This window comes from Pseudomonas sp. Je.1.5.c (assembly GCF_051129895.1).
Classification (GTDB): Bacteria; Pseudomonadota; Gammaproteobacteria; order Pseudomonadales; family Pseudomonadaceae; genus Aquipseudomonas; species Aquipseudomonas urmiensis.
This window is the reverse complement of the sequence record NZ_JBCPSP010000006.1, coordinates 112,781-134,022: the sequence shown is the minus strand read 5'-3', so window position 1 is coordinate 134,022 and position 21,242 is coordinate 112,781. Positions and strand designations below refer to the sequence as shown.

Sequence of the window (21,242 nt, the reverse complement as noted above, 5' to 3'; positions counted from 1 at the left end):
GTGGCGTATGGGCAGCCTTCATAGGATTTCCCGGCATGTCGGAAAGTTCCCACGAAGATCACCATCGCTACGCAAGCGCCATTGGAAATCAGGCGCCTGGGGCTGCTATAAAGGCAACCCGGCTATGTTTCACGATAGTTTCACAATGCCATCTGCGCATGACTATTGTGCCGTTCCCCTACCCCAGATTACTAGTGTCCCGACATGAGCCAACAATTCCAACATGATGTCCTGGTGATCGGCAGTGGTGCAGCTGGCCTGAGCCTGGCCCTCAACCTTCCCAGCCACCTGCGCATTGCCATCTTGAGCAAGGGCGACCTGGCCAATGGCTCGACGTTCTGGGCTCAGGGTGGGGTCGCAGCGGTGCTGGACGACACCGATACCGTGCAATCGCATGTCGAGGACACGCTCAATGCCGGCGGCGGCCTGTGCAACGAAGACGCCGTGCGCTTCACCGTCGAGCACAGCCGCGAAGCCATCGAGTGGCTGATCGAGCAAGGCGTGCCTTTCACCCGCGACGAGCATGCCAGCGTCGACGACGGCGGTTTCGAGTTTCACCTGACCCGCGAAGGCGGTCATAGCCACCGACGCATCATCCATGCCGCCGACGCCACTGGCGCGGCAATCTTCACCACCCTGCTGGAACAAGCCCGCAAGCGCTCGAACATTGCCTTGCTGGAACAGCGGGTGGCGGTCGACCTGATCACCGAACGGCGCCTGGGCCTGGATGGCCAACGCTGCCTGGGTGCCTACGTGCTTGACCGCAATACCGGCGAGGTCGACACCTTTGGCGCACGCTTCACGGTGCTGGCCACGGGCGGCGCAGCCAAGGTCTATCTGTATACCAGCAATCCCGACGGTGCCTGCGGCGATGGCATCGCCATGGCCTGGCGCGCCGGCTGTCGGGTGGCCAACCTTGAGTTCAACCAGTTTCATCCGACCTGCCTGTACCACCCACAGGCCAAGAGCTTCCTGGTAACCGAGGCCCTGCGCGGCGAAGGCGCCCTGCTGCGACTGCCCAATGGCGAACGCTTCATGCCGCGCTTTGACCCGCGTGAAGAGCTGGCCCCACGCGATATCGTCGCCCGCGCGATCGACCACGAGATGAAGCGCCTGGGCGTGGATTGCGTCTATCTGGACATCACCCACAAGCCGGCTGATTTCATCAAGAGCCACTTCCCCACAGTCTATGAGCGCTGCCTGACCTTCGGCATCGACATTACCCGCCAGCCCATCCCAGTGGTGCCGGCCGCCCATTACACCTGCGGCGGGGTCATGGTCGATGATCGCGGTCATACCGATGTGCCGGGCCTGTACGCCATTGGCGAGACCAGCTTTACCGGCCTGCACGGCGCCAACCGCATGGCCAGCAACTCGCTGTTGGAGTGCTTTGTCTATGGTCGCTCGGCTGCGGCAGACATCGAGGCGCATCTTGAGCAGATCAGCATGCCGACCGCCCTGCCCTGCTGGGATGCCAGCCAGGTCACCGACTCGGACGAAGATGTGATCATTGCCCACAACTGGGACGAGCTGCGCCGGTTCATGTGGGACTATGTGGGGATCGTGCGCACCAACAAGCGCCTACAGCGGGCGGAGCACCGGGTGCGGTTGCTGCTCGATGAGATCGATGAGTTCTACAGCAACTACAAGGTCAGCCGCGATTTGATCGAGTTGCGCAACCTGGCACAAGTTGCGGAGCTGATGATTCGTTCGGCCATGCAGCGCAAGGAAAGCCGGGGATTGCATTACACCCTGGACTATCCAGGAATGCTGCCTGAAGCGCGTGACACTGTTCTGGACCCACGCTGAAGCAAGACACGCCACGTTATCTGCTGGCTATCGGCGCCCAACGTCTGCGGCTGAACTTCAGCCGCAGGCGTAAGCGCCGATGCTGATCCACCCCCAGCGCGTCTTTGGGGATGCACTGACTTTGACTGATACGCCGTCCTTCGCGCACGAAACGCAACACCACTAGGCGCGGCAAGGCAATACTGTCAGGCAGTAACCGCACAGGCTGCCAGCCATGAGCACGGCTGAACAGCCGCCAACCCTGCGGATCGCGGCGTAGACCGGTGATGGCCTCGGGGTGCGTCAGAAGAATTCGCCGGGGAATGGCCCAACGAGCGTGGGCAATGCCGATCAACAAAACCACTATTGTCAGCCACCAGGGCAGCGCACTCAGCCAGAGGGCCATGAGCGCCAGCGCCTGACATGCCAGATACGCCGTCAGCAACAGGCGCGAGCCCTGCCAACGGCATTCGAAGTGTTCACTTGGGCTGGACACGGTCCAAGATGATGCGAACCATGCGTTGCAGCTCTGGATCTTCCGATTCGGTGCGCTCCATGAACCAGCCGAACATGTCCTGATCTTCGCAGGAGAGCAGGCGAACATACAGCTCGCGGTCCACTTCGCTCAGCGTGGGATAGACCTCCTGGGTGAATGGCACCAGCAGCACGTCCAGTTCCAGCATGCCGCGGCGGCTGTGCCAGAAAAGCCGGTTGAGTTCAGTTTGTTCGACCATGGGGCCCTCCTCGAATGGCCGGCCAGTATACAGCGCGGCGAAGCCAGCGGCACAAGGCGTTGGTCTAGTCACCTACCTATTTTGTTACCGGCGTTCTATGATGGCCGCCAGTCTTTAGTAACCGCGATGACCCATGGCCGACTCTGCTTTCTTCTGCCCCCTGTCCCACGAGGGCATTCTCGCCGTCCGCGGCTCCGACGCGGGCAAATTCCTGCAAGGCCAATTGACCTGCAACCTCAACTACCTGAGCCAGGAGCAATCGAGCCTTGGCGCTCGGTGCATGGTCAAGGGCCGCATGCAGTCGAGCTTCCGCATCCTGCCCGAGGGCAACGGCTTTTTGCTGGCGATGGCCAGCGGCCTGCTCGAGGCGCAGCTTGCTGACTTGAAAAAGTACGCGGTGTTCTCCAAGGCCAGCCTGACCGACGAAAGCGCGGCCTGGGTTCGCTTTGGTCTTGAACAAGGCGACGCGGCCCTGCACGCCTTGGGTCTGGCAGCGCCTGGCGATGCTGGCGCTACCGTTCGTCATGAGGGCTTGATCGCTGTTGCTGTCTCGCCTGGACGTGTGGAGCTCTGGGCTCCTGCCGAACAAGCCGCCGCCGTGCGCGAACGACTCGCCGCCAGCTTGCCCGAAGGCAGCCTCAACGATTGGCTGCTGGGCCAGATCCGCGCCGGTATCGGCCAGGTGATGGAGCAGACCCGCGAGCTGTTCATCCCGCAGATGATCAACCTGCAGGCTGTCGGCGGCGTGAGCTTCAAGAAAGGCTGCTACACCGGCCAGGAAATCGTCGCCCGCATGCAGTACCTGGGCAAGCTCAAGCGCCGCCAGTATCGCCTGGCCCTGGCCCAGGATGAGATCCCTGCGCCCGGCACCGAAGTGTTTTCGCCCACTCACAGCTCCTCGGTCGGCGAAGTGGTGATTGCCGCCCACGCCCACGCTGGTTGCGAACTGCTGGCAGTGCTGACCGCCGATTCGGTAGAGGACGACAACCTGCACCTGGGCAGCCCAGAAGGCCCACGCCTGACCCTGCTGAGCCTGCCTTACGAACTGGACCGCGACCGGGAAATCCAACGCTGACCAGCCCGCCCCGCCCACAAGCGGGGCCGCCCCATTGCGGTAGAGAAATCCATGAACAAGCTGGCCGAGATGGTTCAAGCGCAGTTGCTCGCAGCCATCGACAACGATGACTTGGTCTTGCCGACCCTGCCGGAAGTCGCCCTGAGCATCCGCGAGGCCGCCGAGGACAGCGAAATCAGCGTGGCCGCGTTGAGCAAGGTGATCGGCCGCGACGCCGCGCTGTCGGCGCGCCTGATCAAGGTGGTCAACAGCCCCCTGTTGCGCGCCGCCGTCGAGGTCACCGACCTGCACACCGCGATTACCCGCCTGGGCATCAACTACAGCTGCAACCTGGCCATTGGCCTAGTGATCGAGCAGATCTTCCATGCCCGCTCACCGGCGGTGGAACAGAAGCTGCGGGATATCTGGGCCAATAGCCTGGAAGTGGCAGGCATCAGCTATGAGCTGAGTCGGCGCTACACCCAGCTCAAGCCTGACCAGGCCACCCTTGGCGGCTTAGTGCATCAGATCGGCGCATTGCCGGTATTGATCTACGCCGAAGAGCACAATGAGCTGTTGTCGGACCCGGTCTGCCTGCATTACGTGATCGAGCAGATTCAACCCGCCTTGGGCGACAAGATTCTCAGCGCCTGGGAGTTTCCCGAGCAGTTGGTCAAGCTGCCGAGCGAAGTTCAGGACCTGGACCGGCGCACGGACAAGGTCGACTACATCGACATCGTGCAGATCGCCCGCTGCCTGAGCCAACGCGGCCGCAGCCGCCCCCTGGCCGCCCTGCCCGCTTATCGGCACCTGGGGCTGCCTTATGGGACCGAGCTGGATGTGGCGGATCTGCTTGAGGCGCGGAGTATGTTGCGCTAACGCCGCAGAGTTGGCTCGTGGGAGCGTGTCGCATCTAGTCGGCGATGAAGCTCACCCGCACCTTCAAGCCGCCATTCTGGCCATCGTGCAAACTGATCTGCGCCAAATGCGCACGGCAGATCTCGCCAACGATCGCCAAGCCCAGGCCACTGCCCTGCGCGCTGCGCCGATAGAAGCGCTCAAACACCCGCTCGCGCTCGTCCTCGGGAATCCCCGGGCCATCGTCTTCGACTTCAAGAACCGCCGGCGCCAGCACCCGCAGGATCACGTTGCCACCTGCAGGTGTATGGGCCAGGGCGTTGTCGACCAGATTGCTCAACAGTTCGTTGAGCAGGGTTGGCTCACCCCTGAGCCACACAGGCGACTCGGCCTCCAGCGCCAGAGACACACCCCGGGCATGGGCCAGCGGCGCCATGGCCATACCCAAGTCGCGCGCCAACTGACTCAGGTCCAAGCGCTGGGCACCGCCCTCGGCAATCGCCCGCGCGCCATTCTCCACCCGCGCCAGGGATAACAACTGGTTGGCCAAGTGGGTCAGCCGGTCAGTGCCTTGTGCGGCAGACTCCAGGGTCTGGCGCCATTCCTGCGGCTCGTGCGAGCGCAGACCCAATTCGACCCGCGCCTTGAGCGCCGCCAAGGGCGTTCGCAACTCATGGGCGGCATCGGCGATAAATTGTGCCTGACGTTCGAACTGGCCGCGCAGACGCTCGGTAAAGTGGTTGAGCGCCCGCACCAGCGGACCTAGCTCGCGCTGCACCTGGACCACCGGCAACGCTCGCAGGTCATCAGGCTGACGTTCTTCCACCGCCGTGCGCAAGCGCTCCAGCGGGCGCAGCGCGGCGCTGATGGCAAACCAGACCATCACCAATGCCCCCAGCGCCAGCATCCCCAGGCGCAGCAGGGTGTCGGCCATCAACCCGCGCGCCATGCTCACCCGCGCCTCTTCGGTCTCGGCCACCCGAATCTCGGCCATGCCATTCATGTTCGGCTCGCTGACCGGCTTGAGCAAACTGACCACGCGCACGTCCTGGCCCAGATAGGTGGCGTTGTAGAAGCGCGCCAGGGCTGGATAGTCGTCCGTGCGTGGCGTACCGGGTGGCGGTGGCGGCAGGTTCTCGTAACCGGAGATCAGCCGCTGGTGAATATCCAACACTTGGTAGTAGATGCGTCCGGCGCTGTCGTAGGCGAAGGTGTCCAATGCCACGTAGGGCACATCAGCGCTCAAGGTGCCGTCACGCTGCGACAGGCCCGCGGCAATGGTCCGCGCCGAGGCCAGCAAGGTTCGGTCATAGGCGGTGTCGGCGGCCTCGCGACCGTTCCAGTAGGCGCTCAGGCCGCTGGCCAGCATCAGCACCACCAGCAACAACGCCAGGTTGGCCAGCAGGCGTCCGCGCAGGCTGGTGCTGTCACGCATCGCGGTGCTCGAGCAGATAGCCAAGGCCACGGAAGGTCACGATCGCCACCGGATGGCCATCGAGCTTCTTGCGCAGGCGGTGGATGTAGATTTCTATGGCGTCGGGGCTGGCGTCCTCATCCAGACCGAACACCTGGGCGGCCACCTGTTCTTTGCTCATCACCCGACCCGGCCGGGCGATCAGCGCTTCGAGCACACCCTGCTCACGCGACGTCAGCGCCAGGTGCTCTTCACCCAAGCTGAAGCGGCGGGTATCCAGGTCGTACACCAGCGGGCCGCAACGTTGTTGGCGCTCGCCGCCCAACACACTGCGGCGCAGCAGCGCCTTGACCCGCGCCTCAAGCTCGGTGAGCTCGAACGGCTTGGCCAGGTAGTCGTCAGCGCCCAGGTTCAGCCCATGGACCCGATCCTTGACGTCACTGCGCGCGGTGAGCATCAGCACCGGCAGGGTTTTGCCGCGCGCGCGCAGGCGGGCCAGCACCTCGAAGCCGTCCATGCGCGGCAAGCCGACGTCGAGCACGGCCACCGCGTACTCCTCGCTGGCCAAGGCCAGGTCGGCGGCGATGCCGTCGTGCAACACGTCCACGGTCAGCCCATGACTCTTGAGCGCCTGGGCCACGCTTTCGGCCAGTTGCAGGTGGTCTTCGACCAGCAGCACTCGCATCGGTTTTCTCCCTGCTTGGTTAGGTCGGGTGGCGCGGAGTGTACCGCCGTCATCGAGACTGTGAAGCCCCCGAGCGTTTCCTTTCACCCTGAAAGGTTAGCGAAAGGTTGGTTACCTAGCATCGCACCACGGTCGCTCCATGCGCCGACTATAAGCACCAGCAAGGTGCAAACCGATAAGAACAATAAACGGAGTCATCCTCGATGCTGCAAGCACAGCCGCAGGCGTTCGCGCCCACCCGTTCCCTTCGCACCCGTCCGTCTGCCCTCGCCAGCGCCTTTGCGCTTGCCAGTGTCGCTCCTGTCAGCCAGGCCGCATTCTTCGAAGACAGCAGCGCCACCTTCGAAACCCGCAACATGTACTTCAATCGCGACTTCCGTGACGGCACCAGCAGCCAGCAGTCCAAGCGCGACGAGTGGGCCCAGGGCTTCATGCTCAACTTCGAGTCCGGCTACACCGAAGGCACCGTCGGTTTTGGCTTGGACGCGCTGGGGATGGTCGGCGTCAAGCTCGACTCCAGTAAAGACCGCACCGACACCGGCCTGCTGCCGACCCATGATGACGGCAAGGCTGCCGACGAGTATTCCAAGCTGGGCCTGACCGGCAAGGTCAAGGTATCGAAGACCGAGCTGAAGGTCGGCTCGCTGATTCCTGAACTGCCCACCCTGCAGCCCAACGATGGCCGCATCCTGCCGCAAACCTTCCAGGGCGGCCTGCTGACCTCCAACGAGATCAGCGACCTGACCATCACCGGTGGGCGCCTGGAAAAAGCCAAGGACCGCAACGACACCAACTGGGAAGACATCGCCCTCAACAACAAGAACGGCCGTTTCGGTGGCACCTTCGCCGCCGACAACTACGACCTGGCCGGCCTTGACTATAAGTTCAGCGATCGCATCACCGGCAGCTACCACGTCGCCCAACTCGACGATATCTATCGCCAGCACTTCGTCGGCATGGTCGCCACCCAGCCCTGGGGCCCGGGCACTTTCGGCGCCGACCTGCGCCTGGCGATCAGCGACGACCAAGGCCAGGCCCGTGCCGGCAAGATCGACAACACCACTGCCAACGGCATGCTCAGCTACGCCCTGGGCGGGCACAAGGTCAGCGGCGCGTACCAGCATTTGTCCGGCGACAGCGCCTTCCCCTATGTCGATGGCGCCGACCCGTACCTGGTCAACTTCGTCCAGATCAATGACTTCGCCGGGGCTGACGAGCACTCCTGGCAACTGCGCTACGACTACAACTTCGCCTCCTTAGGCATTCCCGGCCTGACCTTCATGACCCGTTACATCAGCGGCGACAACGTCAGCCGCGCCGATGGCAGCGAGGGCAAGGAGTGGGAACGCAACACCGAGTTCAAGTACGTGGTACAAAGCGGCCCGTTGAAAAACGTCGCCGTGCGCCTGCGAAACGCCACCTTCCGCTCCAATTTTGCCCGCGACGCCGACGAAGTTCGGCTGCTGGTGAGCTACAGCGTGGCGCTGTGGTAACCCAATAACAACAATGCTCACGGAGATAGACGATGACCTTTTCACTGCGCCGCCTCGTCCTCGCCACTGGCTGCCTGCTGCTCGCCGGCAACGCCCTGGCCGCTGAACCGAAACGCCCCGAATGTATTGCCCCGGCCTCCCCTGGCGGCGGCTTCGACCTGACCTGCAAGCTGGTGCAAAGCGCCCTGGTCAACGAGAAGATCCTCAGCAAACCGATGCGCGTCACCTACATGCCTGGCGGTGTCGGCGCGGTGGCCTACAACGCCGTAGTCGCCCAGCGCCCGGGCGATGCCGGCACCCTGGTGGCCTGGTCCAGTGGCTCGTTGCTCAACCTGGCCCAAGGCAAGTTCGGCCGCTTCGACGAGAACGCGGTGAAATGGCTGGCGGCGGTAGGCACCAGCTATGGCGCCATTGCGGTGAAAAACGATTCGCCCTACAAGAACCTCGACGATTTGGTCGCGGCCTTGAAGAAAGATCCGAGCAAAGTGGTGATCGGCTCCGGCGGCACCGTCGGTAGCCAGGACTGGATGCAGACCGCGCTGATCGCCAAGGCTGCCGGAATCAACCCGCGCGACTTGCGTTACGTAGCCCTGGAAGGCGGCGGCGAAATCGCCACCGCACTGCTCGGCGGACACATTCAGGTCGGCTCCACTGACATTTCCGACTCCATGCCGCATATCCAGAGCGGCAACATGCGCATCCTTGCGGTGTTCTCCGAGAACCGCCTGGACGAGCCCGAAATGAAGAACATCCCCACCGCCAAGGAACAGGGCTACGACATTGTCTGGCCGGTGGTACGCGGCTTCTACCTGGGGCCAAAGGTCAGCGATGAGGACTACGCCTGGTGGAAAGCCTCGTTCGACACGCTGCTCAAATCCGAAGAGTTCGCCAAGCTGCGTGACCAGCGTGAGCTGTTCCCGTTCGCCATGACCGGTGAAGAGCTCGATGGCTATGTGAAGAAGCAGGTTGCTGACTACAAGGCGCTAGCCCGGGAATTTGGGTTGATCCAGTAAGTGAACCTGCTGGGTGCCCTTGCTTAAGACTGGTGTTGGCCGCTTTGGGGCTGCTATGCAGCCCTTCGCGGGCCAGCCCGCTCCCACAGTTCTTCAGACCGACGCGGTCCCTGTGGGAGCGGGCTTGCCCGCGAAGAGCCGCACAGCGGCTCCAGAACCTCAGCAGCAACCCGCCCTAAAGGCCGGCACCGTGCCCGAATACCCGTATCGAGGATTCCTTGATGATCCTGCAACGCCTGTTCGCCCTCATTCTGCTGGCGCTCTGCGCCGCCCTGGCAGTGATGGCCTGGCCTTACCAGGCCGCGTTTTCCTATGAACCGGTAGGCCCACGCGCCTATCCCTTGCTGATGCTCGGCCTGATGAGCCTGGGCCTGTTGTACCTGGCCATTCGCCCCACGCCCATCGTGCACAAGGACGACGAGCCACCACTGGACCGCGAAACCCTGCTCAAGATCACCGCCTGCGTGGGCCTGCTGATCGTCTTCGCCAGCACCTTCGAGGCCCTGGGCTTCGTGCTCAGCGCGATCCTGGTCGGCGTGCCGATGGCCCGTCTGTATGGCGGCCGCTGGCTGCACAGCGCGATCGTCGTGGTGGGCATGAGCCTGTTCCTGTACTGGCTGTTCGACCGCGTGATGGACGTGCCCCTGCCCCTTGGCCTGCTTGACGTTCTGGAGAACTGACACATGGATACCTTGAGCTACCTGGGCCAGGGCTTCGGCGTCGCCCTGAGCCCTTACAACCTGGTTACCGCCCTGACCGGCACCCTGATCGGCACCGTGGTCGGCCTGCTGCCGGGCCTGGGGCCAATCAATGGCGTGGCGTTGCTGATCCCGATTGCCTTTGCCCTCGGCCTGCCACCAGAGTCGGCGCTGATCCTGCTGGCGGCGGTGTACCTGGGCTGCGAATACGGCGGACGCATCAGCTCGATCCTGCTGAACATCCCCGGTGAAGCCTCCACCGTGATGACTACCCTCGACGGCTACCCGATGGCCCGCCAGGGCCTGGCTGGGGTGGCCTTGTCGCTGTCGGCCTGGAGTTCGTTCATCGGCGCCTTCATTGCCACCTGCGGCATGGTCCTGTTCGCGCCGCTGCTGGCGAAATGGGCGATCGCTTTTGGCCCGGCGGAATACTTCGTGTTGATGGTGTTTGCCATCGTCGCCCTCGGCGGCATGGCCGGCGACAAACCGCTGAAGACCTTTATCGCCGCCCTGATCGGCCTGTTCCTGTCGGCGGTCGGCATCGACGCCAACAGCGGTGTGTACCGCTTCACCGGTGACAGCGTGCACCTGGCCGACGGCATTCAGTTCGTGGTCCTGGTGCTTGGTTTGTTCTCCATCAGCGAGATCCTTCTGCTGCTGGAAAAAACCCACCATGGCCACCAAGCGGTCAAGGCCACCGGACGCATGCTGTTCAACTTCAAGGAAGCGGCTTCGGTGTTCGTGGTCAACATCCGCTGCGGCCTGCTTGGCTTCATCATGGGTGTGTTGCCGGGTGCCGGCGCGACCCTGGCCAGCGCGGTTGCCTACATGACCGAGAAAAAGATCGCTGGCGCCAAGGGTAATTTCGGCAAGGGCGATGCCCGTGGCCTGGCGGCCCCGGAAACCGCCATTGGCGCCTCCTGCTGCGGCGCCCTGGTACCCATGCTGACCCTCGGGGTTCCCGGCTCGGGCACCACAGCGGTGATGATCGGCGCGCTGACCCTGTACAACATCACCCCAGGCCCGATGCTATTCGAACAGCAGCCGGACATCGTCTGGGGCCTGATCGCGTCGTTGTTCATCGCCAACATCATGCTGGTGATCCTCAACATCCCGATGATCCGCATCTTCACCCGCATCCTCGCCGTGCCGAACTGGGCGCTGGTGCCGGTGATCGCCATCATCACCGCGATCGGCGTGTACGCCGTGCATGCCACTACCTTCGACCTGTTCCTGATGGTCGGCATCGGCATCATGGGCTACATCCTGCGCAAGCTGGATTTCCCGCTGTCGCCGATCCTGCTCGGCTTCATTCTCGGTGGCTTGATGGAGCAGAACCTGCGGCGCGCCCTGTCGATCTCCAACGGCGAGCTGGGCATTCTCTGGTCGAGCCCGATCAGCATGGGTGTGTGGGTATTGACCATTTGCATGCTGAGCCTGCCGCTGCTGCGCATCTGGCGCCGCCGCAGCCTGCAACGTCGGGCCGTGGCGGATGCCTGATCGGTCGTTACCGCTGTTCTGGGCCACCGGGCTGGTCGGGCTGGCGGGCGGGTATCTCGCCAGCCTGGTCGGCTGGCCTTTGCCATGGATGGTCGGCTCGTTACTGGCGATCATCCTGGTGCGCTGCCTGACGCCTTGGCAGCTGACGGAGATCCCGAACGGGCGTAAATGCGGCCAGTGGATCATTGGCGTCGGCATTGGCCTGCACTTCACCCCGGCGGTGATCGAGCAGGTGGCTGGGCATTTCACGTTGATCGTGTTTGGCGCGCTGTTCACTACAGTGTCGAGCGTGATCGGCGTGTGGTTGCTGCGGCGCACTGGCGAGGACCGCGCCACGGCATTCTTCGCCAGCATGCCAGGCGGTTCGGGAGAGATGGTCAACCTTGGCGCGCGCAATGGCGCGGTGCTCAGCCAAGTAGCTGCGGCGCAAAGCCTGCGGGTGCTGGCGGTGGTGTTGTGCGTGCCGGCGCTGTTCAAATTTGTGGTCGGCGACGGCGTGCCGCTGAATCACGCCAACAGTGTTAGCTGGGGCTGGCTGGCGTTGATCGCACCGCTGGCCGTGCTGGTCGCCCTGGGTTGGCAGCGCCTGCGCCAGCCCAACCCCTGGCTGTTCGGGCCATTGTTGGTGGCGGCCTGCGTGAGCCTTGCCGGCAACCTGCAAATCGCCCTGCCCAATGGCGCCAGCCAGATTGGCCAGTGGTTGATCGGCAGCGGCCTGGCCTGCCATTTCAACCGGGCGTTCTTTCGCCGTGCCCCCTCGTTTTTGGGTCGTACTTTGGTTGCCAGCGCATTGAGCATGCTGATTGCCGCCAGCGCCGCCTGGGTGCTGAGCAGCCTTACCCATCTGGACTTGCGCTCACTGACGCTGGGCATGATGCCTGGCGGCATCGCCGAGATGAGCCTGACGGCCGAGACCTTGCAACTGTCGGTGCCGCTGGTGACAGCGATGCAGGTTATGCGTTTGCTGTTCGTGCTGTTTTTGGCGGAGCCGTTGTTTCGGCGTTGGAATGCCAGCCGCCAAAAGTAACGGGTTTAATACTCAGGAACATATAACGCCTTCTCGCACCACCCGGCTGTACCTTACAACGCAGGGCTCGGAGCGAATCACCGTGACGCAGCAGTACCTGGGCGTTGGTTTTGTAATTGATTGTTGAGAATAGCAACGCACCTCACGAACGCACTGATGTTGACCCTGATAGTGGTTACGGGTGAGCGTTGAAAGTTGCCTGCATTGGTCGCAGTGGCATCAGGATAGATTTCATAAAAATCTGCTTCTGCCCATTACCTTGCGCCAGCAAGGTTGCATTGGGCAGCGTCACGACAGCAGTGCCGCCTGGGGTTTCAGTGCCGACCAGTGTACGCACTTGTGCCGCGAGCAACTCCACCCCGTCGTAGAAGAACCTTACGAAGTGACCGGCCGCCTGCCCTTGGTAGAAGGTGAAAGTAATATCAGCATTTGCACCGCCAGCCGCATCGCGCTCGGTAATTTCATTAACCGTTGGCGAAATACGACCGCGAACTGAAACTGGGGTAAGGCTGGGGCTGACCGGTCCTCGATCAACGGGTACTGGGCCCACTGTGCGAAGATCGAGTGGCACGACCGCACGCGGTGAAGTCCCACGTGGCGTACCGTCTCGATACCATACGTATTCAACATGCAGCGTGTATGAGGACTGGCCGAGAAGCAGGGGTACTGCCAGATCTTCCCACTGCGCCGTTACGCTACGTGGATCGAAACTGGCAGAACTGCTAGGAAAAGGGCTTCTGCCCAAGTTAATCCCAAGAATCGACACCCAATAAAAAAGGAAGCCGAAGCTTCCTTTTCTCTAACCGCGCTTATCAGAAATCGTAGCGCAGTCCCAGGTTCACCCCGTAAGGCTGCTCGATGTGCTTACCATTGCTGTACTCCACATCCGCATGCACACGGAACTGCTTGGACAGCGCCAGCGACACCCCCGCCCCCAGCTCAGCACGAGAACCGGACAGGTCATTGTTGAACACGTTGTTGTTCACCTGTACTTCGTTGCGCTTGACGAACTCGTGGGCGAAAGCGGCCTTGACGTAAGGCTGGAGCATGCCGCCGCCATCGAGCGGGATAGTCTTGCCGACAGTGGTACCAACCTTGCCCAGCAGCGACCTGGCAGTATCACCTTCGGCGCGCAGACCGTTGTCGAAGCTGTAGTCCTTGCCAGCTACCCCGGCTGTGGCCACCTGGGCAAAGGGCTCGATGAAGTAGCCATCGTTGAGCTTGATGTGCTTACCGGCCTCAACCGAGCCACTCAGGCCGTGGGTGTCGTAGTCGCCCTTGGTCCGGGTCGAGTCGCTCAAGCCAACCTTGGCGTTGTTCTGGTAGCGGTTGTACTTGACCACGGTGTCGACGTAGTAACCGGTCTCACGGTCCAGCCAGGTGGCGTAACCGCCCAGGTAGTAGCTGTCGACCCGGCCCGAAGTGCCATAGTCGAGGTTCAGGTCCGAGCGACTGGTACCACCCAGCACACCCACCAGCCAGTCGGTCTCGGCCACCTGCATGTCGGCGCCCAGGCTCAAGCCATGTTGGTTTTGCTGATAGCCAGCGCCCGATGACGCGCCGCTGACATTGTACTTGTTGCCATAGGCGCGCATCCACAAGCCGGCATCGCGGCCTTCGCTGTAGCGCAGCTCACCCATGCGGCTGCGCAGCGAGCTCAGCTCACCATAGGCCACCGTGATCGGGGTATTGAACAGGGCCATCACCGAACGGGTCATCGGCGAGATGGTGCGGGTCTCGCGGTTGAGTACCCAGTCGTTGTTTTCATCCTTGGTCATTTCATAGGAGTAGGCGCCTACATCCACTCGGTCGCGGTCGTTGAGCAGGTGGAACTGGGCTGCACCATCTTGCGTTTGCACCAGGCGCATCGACTCCACGGTGGCCTCATTGCCGCTGCTGGCGACCAGCAAGCCGTGATTGCCACTGGAGCTGCCAGTAACGATCAGTTGATCGGTTTCACCGCTGACAAAATCACTGCCCATGACGAACGTGCCGTTGCCGGACAGGTTGTTCACCGTCAGCTCATGGAAACTTGGGGTGTCGCCGAAGGTCACTTGACCGCCATTCAAGGCCAGGTCACCGACGCTGCTGTTTCCGTTCAGGGTCCAGTTCGAGCCGCTGGCAACGTTAGCGTTGCGCACGTTGTTCAGCGTACCCAGCAAGGTCGAGTTATTGACCAAGCTGACGTCGGCCATTGCGCCGGAGGCGGCGGTGACGTTACCGGTCATCTGGCCCTGGTCCAGCGCAAGGCTGAGCGAGCCGGTGTTGGTAACCGTGCCATTGCCCGTCAACGCCGCCTGGTTGAAGGTCGCAGTAGTGCTGCCGGCCGAATCGATGTTGCCCTGCATGGCGCCGCCGTTGAAGGACAGATCGAGCTTGCCTGCATCGGCGACCACGGCATTACCGGTCAACGTCGCTTGATTGAAGGTGCTGGTAGCAGCGCCTGCCGACTGAATATCGCCGGCCATGCTGCCGCCGTTTAGGGTCAGATCAAGGGTGCCGGCGTCAGTGACGATCGCGTTGCCGGTCAGTGCTGATTGGCTGAGGTTCGCTGTGACAGTACCGGCAGACTCGATGTTGCCGTTCATGCGTCCATCAGTCATGTTCAGGTTGAGTGTACCGCCGGTTGCGGCCACGGCATCGCCGGTAAGCGTCGCTTGATTGAAGGTAGCTGTGGCAGTGCCGGCAGACTCGATATCGCCAGCCATGCTGCCGCCGTTCAAGCTCATGCCAAGCGTGCCGCCGTTGACGACCGTGGCATTACCGGTCAAGGCCGTTCGCGTGAGGTCGACCGTTGCACTGCCAGCGGAGTCGATGTTGCCGTCCATGCGCCCATCAGTCATGGTCATATTGAGCGTACCACCGGTAGCGGCAAGGGCATTGCCGCTCAGCGTCACTTGATTGAACGTAGCCGAGGCCGTGCCGGCAGACTCGATATCGCCAGTCATGCTGCCACCGTTCACAGTCATGCCAAGCGTGCCGCCGTTGGCGACTGTGGCGTTGCCCATCAACGCAGTTCGCGCGAGGTCAACCGTTGCGCTACCAGCGGAGTCGATGTTGCCGTCCATGCGCCCATCGGTCATGGTCAGGTTGAGCGTACCACCGGTAGCAGCAACGGCATCGCCGGTCAGGGTCGATTGATTGAAGGTGGCCGTGGCATTGCCAGCAGACTCGATATTGCCGGTCATACTGCCTTCGCTGAATGACAAATTCAGCGTACCGGTATCGGTAACCACAGCGTTACCGGTCATGTTCGACTGTTCGAAACTCACCACTGCAGCACCGGCAGAATCAATGTTGCCGTTCATGGCCGCGGTGTCAGTGAACCTAGCGGAGGCATCGCCCAGTTCGCTGACATTCAGATTGCCGTTGAGCGTCGACTGATCGAGTGACGCATCGAGCGTCCCCGCGATCTGAAGATGGCCATCGATCTGTGAATTGTCGAAAAGCAGGTCGCCGAGGGCTTGCTCAGCAACCGTGACGCCGCCTACCAGCCGAGAGTCTTCCACTACAGCGGCAAGGTTACTGGTACGCTCCAGGTTAAGTGCGACGCCATTGTTACCGGTCAACGTCGAGCCATTGCTCACTTGCAAGGTGGCCTCTGTGCCCCCTCCCGCCGCTATTGCCGGGCCATTTACGCCTACCACGTGGGAATTATCCAGCGTCAGTGCTGGCACGTTGACTGTCGGACTCTCTTGCGCCAGACGGATGCCTGCGGTTTGGCCAGTGATGACACTGTTAGCACTGACATCGGCACTGCCTCCGAGCAGTCGCAGCCCCACCCCGGCGGGGGTGGTTGCCGTAACCTGCGAACGCTGGATGATCAGCTGACTACGGGCGGACGCCTGTGCGCCGGCAAAACCGCCACTAATCTGACTGTCGGTTATACGGGCAGTAGAGCCGATGTTCAACCGCCCCAACAAGACCCCGGTGAGATTGGTCGAGGTGATGGTGGCGTTGCCAATAGTCGCTTGACTGTCCACAAGTCTGATAGCGCTAACGGTCGGCGCCGTCGTCGTGCCGCTGAGAATGTTCAATGTAGATTGAGAGGATTGTATTGCCCCTGTCTGCGCCCCATCGACGGTCAATACCGAAGCGGCACTCAAGTTGTAGGTATCCAGAGCAGTGGTCGCATCAATAGTCAGGCTCTGCCCAGTTAGATCCCGTGCATGCAGGGGGCTGGCAGCCAATGTCAGTAAACTGATAACACCAGCGAGGGACAAGGCAATTTGTTTTTCCGGGCGAGTTCGGCAGTTTCGCATCTTCGAGCTCCAATTTCGGGCATGAGATGTACAGAAGGCGCGACTGTCGCGCGCTCCAATGAATAAGCGCCGGCAATTTATTCTTTTGGATGGCCCTTTTCTGTAGGAAAACTCAACAACCGTATGAGTTCTTTCCTACAAGAATTGTCTCTAATCACGAAAACTAGCGCCGCGGTGGCCATCACAACCACCGCGGCAGTTTCAACACTTAGAGGGCAGGCCCACAGACTGTATTGGTCTGCAGTCTGCTGTACCGAACAAGGCAGTCAGCGGTACTACCGAAGCCTCCGTCAGCTTTAGTCACGGTGAAACTGCTGACGAAACTACCGCTGGCAAGTGCCGGCGTTGGTCCACTGCCGACGTTGTAGAACATGATCTGGCTATACGGCACGCTGTGAAGCAGGCGGCGATCATTCACGTCAGCTTGAGTGACATCATGATCGAAGGTGTAGTGTTGATTGACCAAGGCAGTACCCAGAGCATTACTGGAGTAGGTCAGGGTAATCGTAACGATGTCACCGACAACTAAAGTGGGCTCGATAATTTCAAGATTGATACCAAGCCACGGCTGCGCCCCGCAGTTAATGATACCGGTTTGGGTAACGGGCGAACCTGGCCGACGGTTCTGCTGCTGTATGACCTGCCCGTTAGCTACGCGAGTGTCGGCAACAGCGGTATATCTAATGAACGACGTTAGCGCCAAGGTAACGAATTGAACCCTGACATCGGTAGTCGGCGAACGCTGGAAGTTATTCGCGTTGGCCGCTGTGTCATCTGCATACACTTCATAGTAGATAGGCTTGCGCCCATTGCCGCGCGCCGTGATCACAGCTTCCGGCAACGCCACGGTAACCGTGGTTCCTACAGTCTCGTTGCCCACCAGTTCAAGTTCAGCGAGTTGATCAGCTGCCGTGCCACCATCGTAGAAGAACCTGACCACATGACCGGCAGCCAGTCCTTCATAGTAGGTAAACGTGATGACGCCATCCTGGCCTGTATCACGACTATCGATCAAGTTGTCGGTCTGTGAAGCAGGACCCCGTACAACAACTGGCGTAAGCGCTGTATTCACAGGGCCTTGGTCAATCGGTACTGGACCCACCGTGCGCAGATCCAAAGGCACGATGGCGCGAGGCGAGATACCGAGATCGGCGGTCCCTCGGCGCAAGGTATATTCCACATTCAGATCATAGAAGGACTGACCGCCTAATCTAGGCACTGCCAGATCATCCCAACTGGCGATGACGGTGCGAGGGTTACTACCGTATGTGAACGTCGGCAGTGTCACGACATTACCGGTATCTCCTGGGGGGTTGGCAGCAATGGGACGGATCAGGCGCATTTCGATCAGGTCGCCGGGCTGTGCATTGGTAATATCCGGCACCCGAATAGGCAGCCCCGTGCGGGCAATCACGCGATCCACGCGCGCAGCGGTAATGACTGGCGCAGGCAATACCCCAGGTACAGCATCCAGCCGCAGGGTGACCTGCAGAGACTGGGAACGACCCGATCCCCAACCAGCACGATCGATCAGCTCATATTCCAATTCCTTGGGCCCCTCTCCCAGCGCAAGAAGCGCAATGGAGGGAATGGCCACAGTAGCGTTAGGAGCAGGAGCGGGAAGGGGCAGGGGTTGAACCTGGTCATCAATTGGCCACATCACGGCCTCATGCACGATAACCCCACCGGCCCTGACCACAATTCGATCACCTGGCCAGGCGCCAGTGGCCAGTGGTACAGGAAACTCAATGAGCTGATTGCTCTCGAGTAGCGCTCTGGTTAGCACGACCGGTGCGGTGATACCGGCAGGGGTTGTCGGGATACCTAGCGGACCCGGTGTTGAGCGAAAGGACGGCGGAGTCGCATCTACGAACAACGGCTGTAGGGGCGACATCGCATCGTTTAAGACAATTTCGTTAGTGACAATGTAAAAAATGTTGTTGAGCCGATCCGGGTCAAGCCAGCGGATGAAATCTGGAGTAAGCGTGAACGTGTACTCGGCAGGACTGGTAGCCGTGGTGAGTTCAAATGGCGTACTGAATAAAAAATCTCCGTAGCGAATATTGTTGGCCGGATTATTTCGGTCCTGCCGCCCGAAGTAAATAACGTCATTAGTGCCGGCATAATCCGGAGCTTCCGTGTCCGATACCGTGGATGCCCAACGCGGCACGGTAATGGTGATTAAGCTATTTCCGCTACTATCGGCATCTTCCCACGCCGCGGCGGGAACGGTATTTTGACGTGCATCATCAACATCTGGCAAGGTATTGCTGAGGGTAAAAGCCGCGGCCGCAAGAATAGAAATGTCCGCTGGCGCATCCGTACCGGCTGCGAGCCGGGTCCGCGCTTTAGGTTTTGTACTCGACGTCAATAGCTTGTCATTGGCTTCTTTTCGACGCGCTGACATTTCTTTAGCTTCTAGTCGCTGCTCGGCCAGAGTACGCTCATTCACACTGAGCGACAGGTCATTCTGCACCTGTCCGATCGGCGCAAAAAAATCGCCTGATTCAATGATCATTAGTGTGCCATTATCGCTGGAGTCTTTCTCTTGAATAGTCATTGTCTCTATCCCTAATCTACTAGCCGGAGTGTAATTAGCCCTACCACTGAACGCTCTACTACAACTACTCATCTTCTTTGAACACTGTAATTATCTTTCTGACATGGCCATCCGCCCTCCTCTGCTGGTCTGAGCAGATATCGATAGGTGCTACTGCATGTCATGAAACGTCTGTAACTTAGGTCGACACTAAATTGCTAACTGCCAAGCAGTGTTAAACCCTCACATCACCCGTTGGGGTACAGACCACAAAGCTTGCTCGCTGGAGATCGATGGGCACCCAGGACAGTGGCGCTTCAACGGTTCGGCCATCTGGCTTGGTCAACCGATAGCCGATCCTCGCGTAGCCCGTGTAAACCCTCCCGGCTGCGGCGAACACATCAAAGATCAGCCTATTGAACTCGTTCATCTGCAAGGTCTGCGCACCCGCCTGGGTGACCACTATTGGCGCAAGATATTCCGGGGCTGGCATAAGCGGCTGGGAAGCCACCCCATCACTCTGCGTGCGGAACAACTGCCAACGCAGCTCCAGACGGTCTCTCACCTGAATGTCCGCGTGCTGCGCAACGGTCATCGTTATGCCTAGCCAGGGTTGCGTGGCACAGTTGAGAATGGGTTGGAAAGGCGTCAGTCGTGGTCTGGTCACCGTCAATCGAGTCAGTTGTGCCGTGTCAACTCTGACCGACGTCGGGTTGGCTCGTTGTCGGTTGCCGCCTATCGCCGTTCGGTAGAACACCTGCACGGCAGGGCCATCACCGCCTTGCCTGATCACCTCGTAAGGCACCGGGGAAAAGGTAACCCTCTGTCGCGGCGGTTCATTACCGCTCACCAGGTAAGTAGCAACCACCTGTGGCAAGTTCCCCCAATGCAGCTCAAGCACCTCACCGGCGCGGGGGCTTGGGTAAAGCTCAACATCGACCATGACGGCCAGAGCGACATCCGCAAGCCCGAGGACGTTATCCGCCGTGCGCCCCCTCACCACCACGGGAGCAAGCTGTGTGTTGACCTCTCCGGGCCCCTGCGGATCAGGCCCTGCCACGCGCAAATCGACGTTCACCTGGATGACAGGTGAAGGCGACCTTCCCGCATTTTGCACCAGCTCATAGCGCACTGACCGCAGCACTGGGCCAACGAAACCATCGGCGGTGATCGTCGCCCAGGGCACGATCACAGTGGCAGGCCACTGCGGGGTAGCAGGTACTGGCCATAGCGCAAGCGGGCGATCATTCCAATAGACCTGAATGCTATCGCCGGCGAGCGCCTGGGTGATTTGCGGGACTTCAACAGTTACCAACCCACGCGCCTCCTGCAGATCGATCAAACCATCGCTAGCTAACGGTACGACTGGAGCAGGCAGCACTGGGCCGACAGTCAAACGTATCTCGACGTCCCGCGAGGTCGATTCACGACCGACGTTGCCCGAACGGTCAAGCAACTTGCTGACCACTCGGAACTGCCCATCACGTAATAACCCGGCCGGGACAGCGATAGGAAACGGCTGCAGATTGATGTTCTCAGGCGTGACTTCGACTTCCACGGTAGGCGTTTCGGGTGTCGCCGCTTGCCCTTGAGGGATAACAAATAACAAGGCACGGTCGCCCAAGCGTATATCGACCCAGCGATCGAGGAAAAAGATCGCTTGCTGAGCATTGTTGGCGAGATAGGTAGGGTCAACCAGCCTCACGTTATCGTTACGCAAGGGTGCAGGATTGCCGAAGTTGGGTGCTGTTCGATCAATACGAATCTGTATGGAAGAAGACGTGCTCGGATTGCCGATGACCTCCACTTCGGCCGAGTAGCCAACCGACCACACGCCTTCACGGTTGAGCAAGTGTGCGGGCATCTGCAACTGCACCGGAAAGAAATCTACCGCGCGGGGCTCCATTTTTACTGGAAACTCTGCGACTGCCGCGCCTTCCCACAAGCAACGAAAGATCATCTGCGGATCGGTGTAACCCTCACTCACCAACTGTGCATAGCTAGCTTCGTAATCTGCCCAACCGAGCACTTGCATCTCCAACGCAGCGCCCTGCGCGGTGAGCGGTACGGTGAAGGCACCGTTTTCATCGGCAAGCAATGCAAGCACTGCGGGCAGGTTCGGTTCAGGAAGATCCGTGGTGCCGGCCCTGGTACTTGGTAGCGGCTGCGTCATGAAA

Annotated in this window: 16 protein-coding genes; 8 read left to right on the top strand and 8 right to left on the bottom strand. The window is 60.8% G+C overall.

Translation table 11 applies throughout. The features are described 5' to 3' along the window. Nucleotides 1-204 precede the first annotated feature (204 nt). Nucleotides 205-1,809, top strand: coding sequence for an L-aspartate oxidase (gene nadB / locus AAZU54_RS07550; RefSeq protein WP_186556160.1), 1,605 nt, complete (start codon nucleotides 205-207; stop codon nucleotides 1,807-1,809). 16 nt (nucleotides 1,810-1,825) lie between these two features. Here the strand turns inward: nadB and AAZU54_RS07545 are convergent, their stop codons facing one another. Both AAZU54_RS07545 and AAZU54_RS07540 read right to left on the bottom strand, forming a co-directional pair. Further along, on the bottom strand, nucleotides 1,826-2,284 hold the full coding sequence (locus AAZU54_RS07545) for a protein YgfX (RefSeq protein ID WP_186556159.1): 459 nt from the start codon (nucleotides 2,282-2,284) through the stop codon (nucleotides 1,826-1,828). Continuing rightward, nucleotides 2,268-2,522 carry a succinate dehydrogenase assembly factor 2 gene (locus AAZU54_RS07540; protein ID WP_186556158.1) on the bottom strand — a complete coding sequence of 85 codons (255 nt, stop codon included), beginning with the start codon at nucleotides 2,520-2,522 and terminating at the stop codon, nucleotides 2,268-2,270. The genes AAZU54_RS07545 and AAZU54_RS07540 overlap by 17 nt, the downstream gene beginning before the upstream one ends. A gap of 133 nt (nucleotides 2,523-2,655) precedes the next feature. On the opposite strand from AAZU54_RS07540, the gene AAZU54_RS07535 reads away from it, so the two are divergent. Both AAZU54_RS07535 and AAZU54_RS07530 read left to right on the top strand, forming a co-directional pair. Further along, nucleotides 2,656-3,597 carry a YgfZ/GcvT domain-containing protein gene (locus tag AAZU54_RS07535; protein WP_405129595.1) on the top strand — a complete coding sequence of 314 codons (942 nt, stop codon included), beginning with the start codon at nucleotides 2,656-2,658 and terminating at the stop codon, nucleotides 3,595-3,597. Between the two features lie 51 nt (nucleotides 3,598-3,648). Beyond that, nucleotides 3,649-4,455, top strand: coding sequence for an HDOD domain-containing protein (locus tag AAZU54_RS07530; protein WP_186556156.1), 807 nt, complete (start codon nucleotides 3,649-3,651; stop codon nucleotides 4,453-4,455). A 34-nt stretch (nucleotides 4,456-4,489) separates the two neighbouring features. On the opposite strand, the gene AAZU54_RS07525 is transcribed toward AAZU54_RS07530, so the two are convergent. Next, nucleotides 4,490-5,869, bottom strand: a complete 1,380-nt coding sequence (locus AAZU54_RS07525; RefSeq protein ID WP_186556155.1) for a sensor histidine kinase — start codon at nucleotides 5,867-5,869, stop codon at nucleotides 4,490-4,492. After that, entirely contained in the window at nucleotides 5,862-6,533 is a 672-nt protein-coding gene (locus AAZU54_RS07520; protein ID WP_186556154.1) for a response regulator, read from the bottom strand. The genes AAZU54_RS07525 and AAZU54_RS07520 overlap by 8 nt, the downstream gene beginning before the upstream one ends. A gap of 203 nt (nucleotides 6,534-6,736) precedes the next feature. On the opposite strand from AAZU54_RS07520, the gene AAZU54_RS07515 reads away from it, so the two are divergent. The 5 genes from AAZU54_RS07515 (at nucleotide 6,737) to AAZU54_RS07495 (ending at nucleotide 12,264) form a co-directional block, all read left to right on the top strand. Further along, a complete protein-coding gene (locus AAZU54_RS07515; RefSeq protein ID WP_434726923.1) occupies nucleotides 6,737-8,026 on the top strand; it encodes an OprD family porin in 1,290 nt (429 codons plus the stop codon). 32 nt (nucleotides 8,027-8,058) lie between these two features. Then, nucleotides 8,059-9,039, top strand: coding sequence for a Bug family tripartite tricarboxylate transporter substrate binding protein (locus tag AAZU54_RS07510; protein WP_264236280.1), 981 nt, complete (start codon nucleotides 8,059-8,061; stop codon nucleotides 9,037-9,039). A 221-nt stretch (nucleotides 9,040-9,260) separates the two neighbouring features. Next, on the top strand, nucleotides 9,261-9,719 hold the full coding sequence (locus tag AAZU54_RS07505; RefSeq protein WP_186556151.1) for a tripartite tricarboxylate transporter TctB family protein: 459 nt from the start codon (nucleotides 9,261-9,263) through the stop codon (nucleotides 9,717-9,719). Nucleotides 9,720-9,722: 3 nt separating this feature from the next. Beyond that, a complete protein-coding gene (locus AAZU54_RS07500) occupies nucleotides 9,723-11,237 on the top strand; it encodes a tripartite tricarboxylate transporter permease (protein ID WP_186556150.1) in 1,515 nt (504 codons plus the stop codon). Next, entirely contained in the window at nucleotides 11,230-12,264 is a 1,035-nt protein-coding gene (locus AAZU54_RS07495) for an AbrB family transcriptional regulator (RefSeq protein WP_434726922.1), read from the top strand. Before AAZU54_RS07500 ends, AAZU54_RS07495 begins: the two co-directional genes overlap by 8 nt. A 175-nt stretch (nucleotides 12,265-12,439) precedes the next feature. Here AAZU54_RS07495 and AAZU54_RS07490 read toward each other — a convergent pair whose 3' ends face one another. From AAZU54_RS07490 to AAZU54_RS07475, 4 genes are all read right to left on the bottom strand, one after another. Beyond that, nucleotides 12,440-12,835, bottom strand: coding sequence for a hypothetical protein (locus AAZU54_RS07490; protein WP_186556148.1), 396 nt, complete (start codon nucleotides 12,833-12,835; stop codon nucleotides 12,440-12,442). A gap of 241 nt (nucleotides 12,836-13,076) precedes the next feature. Continuing rightward, nucleotides 13,077-16,247, bottom strand: coding sequence for an autotransporter outer membrane beta-barrel domain-containing protein (locus tag AAZU54_RS07485; RefSeq protein WP_434726921.1), 3,171 nt, complete (start codon nucleotides 16,245-16,247; stop codon nucleotides 13,077-13,079). 487 nt (nucleotides 16,248-16,734) lie between these two features. Then, nucleotides 16,735-19,086: a hypothetical protein gene (locus AAZU54_RS07480; RefSeq protein ID WP_434726920.1), complete on the bottom strand. Its 2,352-nt coding sequence runs from the start codon at nucleotides 19,084-19,086 to the stop codon at nucleotides 16,735-16,737. A gap of 214 nt (nucleotides 19,087-19,300) precedes the next feature. Then, a complete protein-coding gene (locus tag AAZU54_RS07475) occupies nucleotides 19,301-21,238 on the bottom strand; it encodes a hypothetical protein (protein WP_186553985.1) in 1,938 nt (645 codons plus the stop codon). Between the last annotated feature and the right edge of the window lie 4 nt (nucleotides 21,239-21,242).